Genomic DNA, 12947 nt, shown 5'->3' with positions numbered 1-12947 from the left:
ATTCGCCGGTTTTCCGACACCGGCCTCTGGAGGATAGGATGCGTAGCCTGGTTTTGCTGCTGGCCGTTTTGGCACTTGGTGGCTGCATGAACGTCAGCGATATGGCCGAAGGGACTCGTTACCATATGAGCGATGCGGGGTTGCTCGACCACAGTGACAGCCGTCGCGTAAACAACCTGCGCATTCAGCCGGACTCGTTCGTCTACATCGCCCAGGGCGCTTTCATGCCGCCCGGCAGCGCCGTCTACCCGCGGCCCAACGTGATTGCCGAAGTCGCGTTCGATGGCTTCGTCGAATATTTCCCTATGGTCCGCCGTGCCCGTACGCCGGAAGGCCTCGACCAGGCCATGGGCGAAGCCCGTGCCGCCGGTGCGCACTATCTGCTCTACACCCGGTTTGCCCAGTCTGACGACCGTATCGGCAACTCGGACGAGTGGCTGGACCAGGAAGCCCTGGATCGTCTCGGTATCGACAGCGGTATGATTCAGATCATGTTGATCGAGACCAGCACCCAGTATTTGATTGATACTGCAACCATCAAGAGTCGTGGCGGTTTACTGACGTTCCACGATAAAAAACCCGAAGACCTGATGGGCCCGCCGCTGGAACAATACGCGCGCAGCCTGCTGGGGCTCAGCGACCAGTAATGCCAAGGAGAACGCCATGAGTGGCCCGCAAAAAGCCAACGACCTGCTGGGGCAAATCCCCAAGACCAAAGGCTTGCCGCCGGTGCACCTGTGGAATCCCGATTTCTGCGGCGACATCGACATGCGCATCGCCCGGGACGGCACCTGGTATTACCTGGGCACGCCGATCGGGCGCAAGCCGATGGTCAAACTGTTCTCTACCATCATTCGCCGCGACGGCGATGATTATTTCCTGATCACTCCGGTGGAAAAGGTCGGCATCAAGGTCGACGATGCGCCGTTCGTGGCGATTGCGGTGGACGTGGAAGGCGAGGGCGAGGCGCAGCTGTTGCGCTTTACCACCAACGTCGATGAAACCACCGAGGCCGGCGCCGATCATCCCATGCGCGTGGTCATCGACCCGGTAACGCAAGAGCCAGCCCCTTACGTGCACGTGCGCAGCAATCTTGAAGCCTTGATCCATCGCAACGTGTTCTATCAATTGGTGGAGCTGGCGGTGAGTCGCGAGATCGACGGCCAGCGCTGGCTCGGTGTATGGAGTGGCGGCGAGTTCTTCCCTATCGGTCTCGAACCCTGACGCATAACAACACTAATGTGGGAGCAACTGCCTTCACCATGCCACTCGTCACCGCCATTCGGTGCCGTCCCGCAACATGGCATTCAGCCTAATCAGTAAGACTCGCATGCAGGCGACGAACGGCTCAGGCCTGCTCCAGTGCCCTGACTGCCGTGGCCCTACGCCAGATCAACCGGCCCACGGTGATCAGCCAGTTGAGCGAGGCCACTGCCAGCACGGTGAGCAACAGCGTGGCCATGCCTTGCTCGACGATGATTTTCCCGGCCAGCAATGGAAAGCCGAACACACCAATGAAGTACGACAGGCTGAACAGCAGCAAGGATTGTGCGGTGCTGCCGTTCGGTGCTTCGTTGGCGGCCAGGCCGTTGATCACCGAGTAGGTCAGGCCGTAACCGATCCCGAGCATCACCGCCGCGAGCACGTAGCTGAAGCTGCTGTCGACGACAAAACCGAACATCACGATCGAGGCCAGCATCAGCCCTGAAAGCAGGCACGATGCACGGAATGGATCGCGCTTGACCACGAACCCGGCAACCAGCATTCGGCCGCTGATCGCCGCGCCCATGAAGCCGAGGAAGAACAGCGAATAGTCGAGCGAGTGCGCCGCTGCGTAACTGGTTTGAAAACTCGACAGACCACCGAACACGCAGCCGCCGAGGCCAACCATGATGATCGGGAACACGGCCCTGGACGACAGCACCTGACCCGCTGCGCGCCAGGAAATCCGCGACACGCTGCCAGATTGCGCGGGAGCCTGTTTCAATTGTCGATCCAGGCGCCAGAACAGCAATACGCCGATCAGGCTGGCCAGTGCCGCCAGGTAAAACGCGGCTGTCACCGGATAACCGAGCGCACTCGCTGCGCGGCCAAGCAGCGGGCCGCTGCCGATCCCGGTCATCATGCTGCCCGACAACAGGGCGAAGTATTTGGCGCGCTGCGCGGGTGTCACAAGACTTGCCACTATGATCGGCCCCAGGGTGTAGAACACGCCCCAGCCCAGGCCCAGCAGCAGCCCGAAAAACAACAGCAGGTGACCGAAGCCCGGGGTCAGGGCGAAGCCCAGGCTGGCGGCTACCAGCAATACACCGAACAGCGCCACCGAGCGGGCGGCACCGAGCAGGTCGGACAAATGACCGGAAACAATCACCGCCGCAAAGGTGCTGAGCATCGCCGCCGAAATCACACTTCCGGCGTCGTGTTCGTTACCGCCGCGCGAGCCAATCAGCAATGAGAGCAAAAACGTCGAACCGTAGGACAACGACAACAGGTAGCTGGCGAGGCAAAACAGGCCGAAAAGCTTGCTTGAAACTGGGGATGTTGCGGTAGACATGACACGGTTCCTTGACCGGCTAAATGAGCAGCGCAGCTATCTAACCATGCAGTGACCGAATGTTAGGTCCGAGGTTATCGATTCCAGGGTTAGTGTCGGCCGGAGTAATGAGCGCATTTGTGGCCAGTGAGCAAGCTCTCTCGCCACACGTCACGCGCCGACTTAGTATGGCGTTTTCCACTTTTGACAAGGCACGTCCATGACGATCGAAATCCGCCCGGCGACCCCCAGTGACGCACCGCAAATCCTCGCGTTCATCACTGAACTGGCCGACTACGAACGTGCCCGCCATGAAGTCATCGCCAGCGTTGCCGATATCGAACGCAGCCTGTTCAGCGAAGGCGCCACCGCCCATGGCCTGATCTGCCTGCGCGATGGTGCACCCATTGGTTTCGCGGTGTTCTTCTTCAGCTATTCCACCTGGCTTGGCAGCAACTGCCTGTACCTCGAAGACCTCTACATCACCCCGGAACAGCGCGGCGGCGGTGCGGGCAAGACCCTGCTGCGGCATCTGGCGAAAATCGCCTGCGCCAATGATTGCGGGCGGTTCGAGTGGAGCGTGCTGGAGTGGAATACGCCGGCTATCGATTTCTACAAATCCCTGGGCGCGCAGCCGCAGGAGGAGTGGGTGCGCTATCGGATGGATGGGGCGGTGTTGCGGGATTTCGCAGCGGGTAACTGATCGCTTTTAAAAGATCGCAGCCTTCGGCAGCTCCTACACAGGAATTCGCGTTTCCCTGTAGGAGCTGTCGAAGGCTGCGATCTTTTTTATCATGTCTCACAATATGGGATTGATATTTATATATTGAGATATTGCGGCACCAGGGTTTATAGTCCCGCTCACTCACTGCCAAAAACCAAAACAGGTGAAGCGATGCAGGCGCAATTGATCGCGCTCGACTGGGGGACAACCTCATTACGTGCTTACAAACTGGCTGAAGGCGGGCAAGTGCTCGAACAGCGTTCGCTGTCGTCGGGGATCATGCAGCTGCCGAAAGCGCCGCGAATCATTGGCGGCCGGGAATGCGCCGATGGTTTTGAACTGGCCTTCGATGAGGCTTGCGGCGACTGGCTCGATGCCCAGCCGGATTTACCGGTGATTGCCTGCGGCATGGTCGGCAGCGCCCAGGGCTGGAGCGAAGCGGCCTACCGTGACACGCCGGCAAACGTCGCCACGCTCGGTACTTCCTTGCAAACCGTGCGTAGCCTGCGCGGCGTCGATGTGTACATCGTGCCCGGCGTCATCGAGCGTTCGCCTTTGCCGAACGTGATGCGCGGCGAAGAAACCCAGGTGCTCGGCGTGCTGCAAAACCTGGCGAGCGAGGCGGGCGCTGATCTGCTGATCGGCCTGCCGGGCAGCCATTCGAAATGGGTGGAAGTGGCCGACGGCTGCATCATGCATTTCGACACTTTCATGACCGGCGAAGTCTTCGCTGTGCTCAGTCAACACAGCATTCTCGGACGCACCCAACAATGTGGCGCGTCTTTCGATGGCGATGCGTTTGATCGCGGCGTACGGGTCGCGTTGTCGGCGGACGGTGATATCGGTCCGCTGTCGACCATGTTCAGCGCCCGCAGTCTCGGGTTGACCGGCGAGTTGAGCACCACCGCCCAGGCGGACTACCTGTCCGGCCTGCTGATCGGCCACGAGTTGGCAGCCCTGGCCTGCGTGCAACGGCGCCGGCGCAACAGCGTGCATCTGCCGTCGATCATCCTCATCGGTAATACCCGACTCTGTGCCCGCTACAGCCGCGCGCTCGACGCCTGCGGTTTTGCCCGGGTGACCCTGGCCGAACAGGCCACCGAACGCGGATTGTGGCAACTGGCGCTGGCTGCCGGCCTGGTCACGTGCACCGCATCCCGTTAAACCTGACTGGAGGTCTGACATGCTCAAACAAGCCCTGGCGCAAAACGGCCTGATCGCGATACTGCGTGGCCTGCGCCCGCAGGAAGCGGCGGCCATTGGCGAAGTCCTGTACGCCGCCGGATTTCGCGTCATCGAAGTGCCGCTCAATTCCCCTGAGCCGTACGAAAGTATCCGTATCCTGCGCAGTACCTTGCCCGCCGATTGCCTGATCGGTGCCGGCACGGTGTTGACCCCGGAGCAGGTCGAGCAAGTGAAAGCCGCGGGCGGCCAGGTGATCGTCATGCCCCATAGCGATCCGAAGGTCTTGCGCGCGGCGAAAGCGGCAGGGCTGTACCTGTCGCCGGGTGTCGCCACACCGACCGAAGCCTTCGCGGCACTGGCTGAGGGCGCGGATGTGCTGAAGCTGTTCCCGGCCGAGCAGATGGGCCCGGCAGTCGTCAAAGCCTGGCTCGCCGTATTACCTGCCGGAACCTTTCTGGCGCCGGTCGGTGGCATCACGCCGGACAACATGCAGTCGTTCATCGACGCCGGCGTCAAAGGTTTCGGCCTCGGCTCCGGCCTGTTCAAACCGGGCATGACGCCAGCGCAAGTGGCGACCAATGCCAAGGCCTACGTGGCTGCCTGGAAAGCCCTTCGCTAAGACTTCTTTGAGCGCCGAGCGCGCTGCATCTAATAAGAGAGCCAAAAGATGAAAATCACCAAACTGACCACCTTCATCGTTCCGCCGCGCTGGTGCTTCCTCAAAGTCGAAACCGACGAGGGCGTCACCGGTTGGGGTGAGCCCGTGGTCGAAGGCCGCGCCCACACCGTTGCCGCTGCCGTTGAAGAATTGTCCGATTACCTGATCGGCAAAGACCCACGCAACATCGAAGACATCTGGACCGTGCTGTACCGAGGCGGCTTCTACCGTGGCGGCGCGATCCACATGAGCGCCCTGGCCGGTATCGACCAGGCCTTGTGGGACATCAAGGGCAAGGCGCTGGGCGTATCGGTCAGCGATCTGCTGGGTGGTCAGGTGCGGGACAAGATTCGCGTGTATTCGTGGATCGGCGGCGACCGTCCGGCGGACACCGCGCGGGCGGCGAAAGAAGCGGTCGAGCGTGGCTTCACCGCGGTGAAAATGAACGGCACCGAAGAACTGCAATTCCTCGACACTTTCGACAAAGTCGACCTGGCCCTGGCCAACGTCGCCGCCGTGCGCGATGCCGTCGGCCCGAACGTCGGCATAGGCGTGGACTTCCATGGCCGGGTGCACAAGCCCATGGCCAAGGTGCTGATGAAGGAGCTTGATCCGTACAAGCTGATGTTCATCGAAGAACCGGTGCTCAGTGAAAACTACGAAGCGCTCAAAGAGCTGGCGCCGCTGACCAGTACGCCGATTGCCCTGGGCGAGCGGTTGTTCTCGCGCTGGGATTTCAAGCGCGTGCTCAGCGAAGGTTATGTCGACATCATCCAGCCGGATGCCTCCCACGCCGGCGGCATCACCGAAACCCGCAAGATCGCCAACATGGCCGAAGCCTACGACGTGGCGCTGGCGCTGCATTGCCCGCTGGGCCCGATTGCCCTGGCGGCGTGCCTGCAACTGGACGCGGCCTGCTACAACGCGTTCATCCAGGAACAGAGCCTGGGCATCCATTACAACGAGAGCAACGACCTGCTCGATTACGTCAAAGACCCAAGGGTGTTCGACTACGACAAAGGCTTCGTGAAGATCCCGAACGGCCCGGGCCTGGGCATCGAGATCAACGAGGAATACGTGATCGAACGCGCCGCCATCGGCCACCGCTGGCGCAACCCGATCTGGCGCCATGCCGATGGCAGTTTTGCCGAGTGGTGAGTGATCTCTAGCTCACCGCAATTCTAATGTGGGAGCGGGCTTGCTCGCGAAGGCGGTTGATCGTCCAGCATTGATGTCGACTGACACTCCGCTTTCGCGAGCAAGCCCGCTCCCACAGTTTGATCTCCATGACTCCCGAGATCTGCATTTCACATCGACCTCAATAACCATAAAAAGAGGCACCCCCCATGCAACCGCAAACCCTCACCGGGCAGGCGTCGTTGGTGACGCCCAGCCGCAAGCGTTTTTTCATCATGGTGCTGTTGTTCATCACCGTGGTGATCAACTACCTGGACCGCAGCAACCTGTCGATTGCCGCCCCGTCATTGACCAGTGACCTGGGCATCGACCCGATCCACGTCGGCCTGATCTTCTCCGCGTTCGGCTGGACCTACGCCGCCATGCAAATCCCCGGCGGCTGGCTGGTGGACCGCGTGCCGCCACGGATTCTGTACAGCGTCGCCTTGCTGCTGTGGTCGGTGGCCACGGTGATGCTCGGCTTCGCCGGCAGCTTCATCGCACTGTTCGTGTTGCGCATGGCGGTCGGTGCGCTGGAAGCGCCGGCGTACCCGATCAACAGCCGCGTGGTCACCACCTGGTTCCCCGAGCGCGAGCGCGCCACGGCCATCGGTTTCTACACCTCCGGGCAGTTCGTCGGCCTGGCCTTCCTTACGCCGGTGCTGGCCTGGCTACAGCACGAATTCGGCTGGCACATGGTGTTCGTCACCACTGGCGCGGTGGGCATTGTGTGGGCGGTGATCTGGTACGCGGTGTATCGCGAACCACGGGATTTCAAAGGCGCCAATGACGCAGAGATCGATCTGATTCGCGAGGGCGGCGGGCTGGTGGACATCCAGGCCGAACAGGCCAAGGTCAAAGCCAAATTCAGCTGGACCGACCTGGGCATCGTCCTGACCAAGCGCAAGCTCTGGGGCATCTACCTCGGGCAGTTCTGCCTCAACTCGACCCTGTGGTTCTTCCTCACCTGGTTCCCGACCTACCTGGTGAAGTATCGCGGCATGGACTTCATCAAGTCCGGCCTGTTGGCATCGCTGCCGTTTCTCGCGGCCTTTGTCGGCGTACTGTGTTCCGGTTTCTTCTCGGACTTTTTGATCCGTCGCGGCTACACGGTAGGTTTCGCCCGCAAGTTGCCGATCATCAGCGGACTGCTGATTTCCACCTCGATCATCGGCGCCAACTTCGTCGAGTCGACGCCGTTGGTGATTGCCTTTCTCGCGCTGGCATTCTTCGGCAACGGGTTGGCTTCGATTACCTGGTCGCTGGTATCGACCTTGGCTCCGGCGCGCTTGCTCGGGTTGACCGGCGGGGTGTTCAACTTCATCGGCAACCTGTCGGCGATTGCCACGCCTATCGTGATCGGCTTCCTTGCGACGGGTGATTCTTTTGCCCCTGCGATCACCTACATCTCGGTGCTGGCACTGATTGGCGCACTGTCCTACATCTTGCTGGTGGGCAAGGTCGAGCGTATCAAGTTGTAGTCGTGGTGCGCGGGCGACCATAATGCCGCCCGTTCACTCGCTCAACGGTAAAGGCTGGATATGCAGGAAGACGCCCCAAAAATCGCCAAGGACGCCGCGCCGACCGGCACCCAGACCCTGCTTCGCGGGTTGGGTGTGGTTCATGCCGTAGCCAGCGGCGCCCGCGATCTCAAGGAAATCGCCCGGCTGATCGGCACCACGCGCAGCACCACCCATCGCCTGGCCAGTTGCCTGGTGGACGAGCGTTATCTGCGGGTGGTGCCGCAAGTCGGTTATCTGCTGGGGCCGAAGCTGATCGAGCTGGGCTTTCAGGCCCGTGAAGAGTTGCCGTTGGTGACCCTGGCCGGGCCGTATCTGGATGAGTTGTCGGCGTTGACCGGCGACACCATTCACCTGGCGATCCGTGAAGGCGACGAAGTGCTGTACCTGCACAAGAATCCGGGGCGCAATGGCCCGGAAATGCGTTCGCGGGTCGGCCATCGCATGCCGTTGGCGCGCACCGGGATCGGCAAGGCGCTGATGCTCGATGATTCGCCGCAAGAGTGGCAGCGCCTGTACGAAGTCAGCCTGCCGGTGGGTGGGAAAAACCAGTTCTGGCCGCAGCACCCGGAGCAATCCTGGGAGCAGTTCGAGCAGCGCATGGTCGAGTATGTGGCCGGCGGTTATGCCTTCGATCTGGAAGACAACGAACCGTCGATCCGCTGCGTGGCGGCGCCGATCCGTGATGCCAGCAAACGCATCGTCGCCGGCATCAGCATCGCCAGCACCGTGCCGTACATGCCGCTGGAAAAAATGGCCGAGCTGATTCCCCTGATCAAAGGGGTCACAGCCCGGCTGTCGGCGGAGCTTGGCCTCAAGGTTTAAACCTTGAGGGTCGCCATGTCGATGACGAAGCGGTACTTCACGTCACCGGCGATCATGCGCGCGTAAGCCTCGTTGATCTGGCGGATGTCGAGCATCTCGATGTCGCAGGTGATGTTGTGCTCGGCGCAGAAATCCAGCACTTCCTGGGTTTCGGCGATGCCGCCGATCAGCGAGCCGGCGAGCACGCGACGCCCCAACACCAGTTTGGCGGCATGCACAGGCGGCTCCACCGGTTCGATCAACCCCACCAGGATATGCACGCCGTCGAATCGCAGCGTATCGAGGTAAGGGTTGAGGTCGTGCTGCACCGGAATGGTGTCGAGCAGAAAGTCGAAGTGACCGGCGGCGGCCTGCATCTGCGCGTCATCGGTGGACACGATCACATGGTCCGCACCCTGGCGGCGAGCCTCTTCGGCCTTGCTTGCCGAACGGGTGAACAGCGTCACTTCGGCGCCCATGGCCTTGGCGAACTTGATGCCCATGTGGCCCAGGCCACCCATGCCGAGAATCCCGACCTTGTCACCGGCCTTCACACCGTAGTGCTTGAGCGGCGAGTAGGTGGTGATGCCGGCGCACAGGATCGGCGCGGCGCTGGCCGGGTCCAGTGACTTGGGAATGCGCACCACGAAATGCTCGCTGACCACGATGCTGTCGGAGTAGCCGCCCATGGTGTTGCTGCCGTCGACCCGGTCCGGGGTGGCGTAGGTCAGGGTCGGGCCTTCGAGGCAGTATTGCTCCAGGTTGGCCTGGCAGGCTTCGCAGCTGCGGCACGAGTCGACCATGCAGCCAACACCGACCAGATCGCCGACTTTGTGTTGGGTGACTTTCGCACCGACGGCGGTCACCTTGCCTACGATTTCGTGGCCAGGCATCAGCGGGTAAACGGCAATGCCCCACTCGTTGCGGGCCTGATGGATGTCGGAATGGCAGACGCCGCAGTAGAGAATCTCGATGGCAACGTCGTCAGGCCTTGGGCTGCGACGTTCGAATTTCACGGGGGCGAGGGGAGTGGTGGCCGATTGGGCGGCGTATCCGATGGCGGTGTACATGGTGAACCTCGCAAAAGCGCTGACGGGTGAGGTGGCGCATTCTGGGCGCCGAACCCTGTACCGGCCATGGCGATTCCTCCGGGTGTCATGCCTATTCCTCCGGCATCAGCCTCTGTTCGAACCCATTGGCAATCAGACCTGCGATGATGCTTTCGTCCCTTATTCCGTGACTTTTTTTGTGACCTTTTTTTGTGAAGAGCCCCGATGCTGTTGACCCGTCACCTTGATGCCAATGCCACCCTGGTTTCGCTGATCGAGCCGTTGTCCACTCGCGACGGGTTCGTCCCGACTGCGTTGCCGGGCGTGCAGGTTCTGCGGGCCAGTTGCGATGTGGCCCGTGGGCCGCAGATCTACGAGCCGAGCCTGGTGATCATCGCCCAGGGCAGCAAACTGGCGTACCTGGGGCCGCGCACCCTGGAATATGGCGCAGGGCACTACCTGATTCAGGCGCTGCCGGTGCCGTTCGAGTGTGAAACCTTTGCCGCGCCGGACGGGCCGATGCTCGGGGTGTCGGTTGCGATCGACCGGGTGATGCTGGGCGAGCTGGTATTGGCGATGGGCCTGGCACCCGGGCGGCATATTCCGGCGCAAACACCTGAGTCCATGACCTCGGCAGTGCTCGATGATGCGATGCGCGGTTGTGTCGAGCGGCTGCTGCGTTGCCTGCACGATCCGCTGGAATGCCAGATCATGGGGCAAGCGCGCTTGCGCGAGTTGCTGTTCGTCGCATTGCGTGGTCCGCAAGCCGATGTGTTGCGGGCGCTGGTGGAGCAGCAGGGGCAGTTCGCCCGGATCGCAGCATCCCTCAGTCATCTGCATGCGCATTTTGCCGAACCGCTGAACGTCGAGACCCTGGCCAGTTGCGCGAACATGAGTGCGTCGACCTTTCACGAGCATTTCAAGCGCAGCACCTTGTTGTCACCGGTGCAGTATCTGAAGCGATTGCGTTTGCTCAGGGCGCAGCAGTTGTTGCTGGGCGAGGGGCTGGGCGTGGCGCAGGTGGCGCACCGGGTGGGGTATCAGAGCACGTCGCAGTTCAGTCGCGAGTACAAGCGGTACTTTGAGCGTAATCCCGGAGAAGAACGCGCAGCCTGATCCACCAACTGACCCTGTGGGAGCGGGCTTGCTCGCGAAAGCGGTGTGTCAGTCAATATAAATGGTGAAGGATCAACCGTATTCGCGAGCAAGCCCGCTCCCACAGGGGACGGTGTTGTGGCTTGAATCGCAGGCAACAAAAAGGCCCCCGTTTCGGGAGCCTTGATGTTCAGCAGTTCGGCTTACATGTTCGGGTAAGTCGGGCCGCCAGCGCCTTCCGGTGCCACCCAGGTGATGTTCTGTGCAGGGTCCTTGATGTCGCAGGTCTTGCAGTGAACGCAGTTCTGGGCGTTGATCTGGAAGCGCTTCTCGCCGTCTTCCTTGGTGATCACTTCATACACGCCAGCCGGGCAGTAACGTTGTGCCGGCTCATCGTACAGCGGCAGGTTCTTGCTGATCGGGATGCTTGGATCGGTCAGCTTCAGGTGGCACGGCTGTTCTTCTTCATGGTTGGTACCGGAGATGAACACCGAGCTGAGTTTGTCGAAGCTGATCTTGCCGTCCGGTTTCGGGTAGTCGATCTTCTTGCAGTCGGCCGCCAGTTTCAGACAAGCGTAATCCGGCTTGGTGTCGTGCAGGGTGAACGGCAGTTTGCCGCCGAAGATGTTCTGGTCCAGCCAGTTGAAACCACCACCGACGATGGCGCCGAACTTGTGGATCGCCGGTCCGAAGTTGCGGCTGGCGAACAGTTCTTCGTAGAGCCAGCTGTTCTTGAATGCGTCGACGTAAGTGGTCAGCTCTTCGGTGCCGTCTTTCTCTGCGAACAGCGCGTCAGCCACGGATTCAGCGGCGAGCATGCCGGACTTCATCGCGGTGTGGCTGCCTTTGATCTTGGCGAAGTTCAGGGTGCCGAGGTCGCAACCGATCAGCGCGCCGCCCTTGAACACCATTTTCGGCAGCGAGTTCAGGCCGCCCTTGCAGATGGCACGTGCGCCGTAGCTGATGCGCTTGCCGCCTTCCAGGTGCTGAGCAAGCACCGGGTGATGCTTGAGGCGCTGGAATTCGTCGAACGGCGACAGGTAGGTGTTGCTGTAGGACAGGTCGACGATCAGGCCAACCACCACCTGGTTGTTTTCCAGGTGATAGAGGAACGAGCCACCGGTGTTTTCGGTGCCCATGATGTCCATCGGCCAACCGGCGGTGTGGACCACCAGGCCAGGCTGGTGCTTGGCCGGGTCGACTTCCCAGATTTCTTTCAGGCCGATGCCGTAGTGCTGGGCATCAGCGTCAGTGTCCAGGTTGAAGCGCTTGATCAGCTGCTTGCCGATGTGGCCACGGCAACCTTCGGCGAACAGCGTGTACTTGCCACGCAGTTCCATGCCCGGGGTGTACAGGCCTTCCTTCGGATTGCCTTCGCGGTCGACGCCGAGGTCGCCGGTGATGATCCCGCGAACCACGCCGTTTTCGTCGATCAGCGCTTCCTGAGCGGCGAAGCCTGGGTAGATTTCCACGCCCAGGTTCTCGGCCTGCTGGGCCAGCCAGCGGCACAGGTTGCCCAGGGAGATGATGTAGTTGCCTTCGTTGTGCATGGTCTTGGGCACAAAGAAGTCAGGAATTTTCTGCGCGCTTTCAGCGTTCTTGAGCACGAAGATGTCGTCGCGGGTCACCGGCGTGTTCAGCGGCGCGCCGAGTGCTTTCCAGTCAGGGAACAGTTCGTTCAGGGCCCGTGGTTCGAACACGGCGCCGGACAGGATGTGAGCACCGACTTCGGAGCCTTTTTCGACCACGCAGACGCTGATTTCCTTACCGGCTTCGGCGGCCTTCTGCTTCAAGCGGCAGGCGGCGGAAAGACCAGCGGGGCCGGCACCGACGATGACCACGTCGAATTCCATGTATTCGCGTTCCACAGGTTATCTCCTACTCAAGGCTCAACAGTTTTTTTTCTAATTTGGAAGTCGGGTGTCGCATCCATGAATCCCGGCGCAACGCCGGAAGAGGACAATCGATTGACCACCTTTCTCTTTTGGTGGCGCATTATATCTACACCACTCTCAGCGTCCAATACAAACGTTTGTTTGAATTGGCTCAAAGCCAGAGAAATCAAAGTCACGCGCCTTATGAACGGCCATTTTGGCGTATTGACCGGAATAGGCGTTCCGGTCAAGATACGGGCGGTTTTGCGCTCGCCGTAGGCTGGCTGTTGGTTTCAAGAGCACCTCTAAAGACAGGGCGATGGCAGTAG

12 protein-coding genes are annotated in these 12947 nt (G+C 61.0%); 9 read left to right on the top strand and 3 right to left on the bottom strand.

Features of this window, described 5'->3' with window-relative positions; genetic code table 11:
* The first annotated feature begins 38 nt into the window (after nt 1–38).
* Nucleotides 39–647, top strand: a complete 609-nt coding sequence (locus AC3IP0_RS21070) for a DUF4823 domain-containing protein (protein WP_409078926.1) — start codon at nt 39–41, stop codon at nt 645–647.
* A 16-nt stretch (nt 648–663) separates the two neighbouring features.
* Entirely contained in the window at nt 664–1224 is a 561-nt protein-coding gene (locus tag AC3IP0_RS21065; protein WP_460054726.1) for a DUF1285 domain-containing protein, read from the top strand.
* A gap of 124 nt (nt 1225–1348) precedes the next feature.
* On the opposite strand, the gene AC3IP0_RS21060 is transcribed toward AC3IP0_RS21065, so the two are convergent.
* On the bottom strand, nt 1349–2554 hold the full coding sequence (locus AC3IP0_RS21060) for an MFS transporter (protein ID WP_489316867.1): 1206 nt from the start codon (nt 2552–2554) through the stop codon (nt 1349–1351).
* Nucleotides 2555–2753: 199 nt separating this feature from the next.
* Here AC3IP0_RS21060 and AC3IP0_RS21055 point away from each other — a divergent pair, with 199 nt between their 5' ends.
* From AC3IP0_RS21055 to AC3IP0_RS21030, 6 genes are all read left to right on the top strand, one after another.
* Nucleotides 2754–3236, top strand: coding sequence for a GNAT family N-acetyltransferase (locus AC3IP0_RS21055; RefSeq protein ID WP_008047047.1), 483 nt, complete (start codon nt 2754–2756; stop codon nt 3234–3236).
* A 192-nt stretch (nt 3237–3428) separates the two neighbouring features.
* Complete coding sequence (locus AC3IP0_RS21050; protein ID WP_489316866.1) at nt 3429–4421, top strand: 2-dehydro-3-deoxygalactonokinase; 993 nt, start codon at nt 3429–3431, stop codon at nt 4419–4421.
* A 19-nt stretch (nt 4422–4440) separates the two neighbouring features.
* On the top strand, nt 4441–5061 hold the full coding sequence (locus tag AC3IP0_RS21045; RefSeq protein WP_489316865.1) for a 2-dehydro-3-deoxy-6-phosphogalactonate aldolase: 621 nt from the start codon (nt 4441–4443) through the stop codon (nt 5059–5061).
* Nucleotides 5062–5109: 48 nt separating this feature from the next.
* Nucleotides 5110–6258: a galactonate dehydratase gene (gene dgoD, locus AC3IP0_RS21040; RefSeq protein ID WP_489316864.1), complete on the top strand. Its 1149-nt coding sequence runs from the start codon at nt 5110–5112 to the stop codon at nt 6256–6258.
* A 188-nt stretch (nt 6259–6446) separates the two neighbouring features.
* Entirely contained in the window at nt 6447–7757 is a 1311-nt protein-coding gene (locus AC3IP0_RS21035) for an MFS transporter (protein ID WP_489325797.1), read from the top strand.
* Nucleotides 7758–7817: 60 nt separating this feature from the next.
* Nucleotides 7818–8621, top strand: coding sequence for an IclR family transcriptional regulator (locus AC3IP0_RS21030; RefSeq protein WP_056727198.1), 804 nt, complete (start codon nt 7818–7820; stop codon nt 8619–8621).
* Here AC3IP0_RS21030 and AC3IP0_RS21025 read toward each other — a convergent pair.
* On the bottom strand, nt 8618–9670 hold the full coding sequence (locus tag AC3IP0_RS21025; RefSeq protein WP_489316862.1) for an NAD(P)-dependent alcohol dehydrogenase: 1053 nt from the start codon (nt 9668–9670) through the stop codon (nt 8618–8620). The genes AC3IP0_RS21030 and AC3IP0_RS21025 overlap by 4 nt on opposite strands.
* A 204-nt stretch (nt 9671–9874) precedes the next feature.
* On the opposite strand from AC3IP0_RS21025, the gene AC3IP0_RS21020 reads away from it, so the two are divergent.
* Nucleotides 9875–10765, top strand: a complete 891-nt coding sequence (locus tag AC3IP0_RS21020) for an AraC family transcriptional regulator (RefSeq protein ID WP_489316861.1) — start codon at nt 9875–9877, stop codon at nt 10763–10765.
* A 182-nt stretch (nt 10766–10947) separates the two neighbouring features.
* On the opposite strand, the gene AC3IP0_RS21015 is transcribed toward AC3IP0_RS21020, so the two are convergent.
* On the bottom strand, nt 10948–12612 hold the full coding sequence (locus tag AC3IP0_RS21015) for an electron transfer flavoprotein-ubiquinone oxidoreductase (protein WP_489316860.1): 1665 nt from the start codon (nt 12610–12612) through the stop codon (nt 10948–10950).
* Nucleotides 12613–12947 lie beyond the last annotated feature (335 nt).

The sequence above is a fragment of the Pseudomonas sp. GL_103 genome (assembly GCF_057835175.1).
The sequence above is the reverse complement of the archived record's forward strand: the minus strand, read 5'-3'. Positions and strand labels throughout refer to the sequence as shown.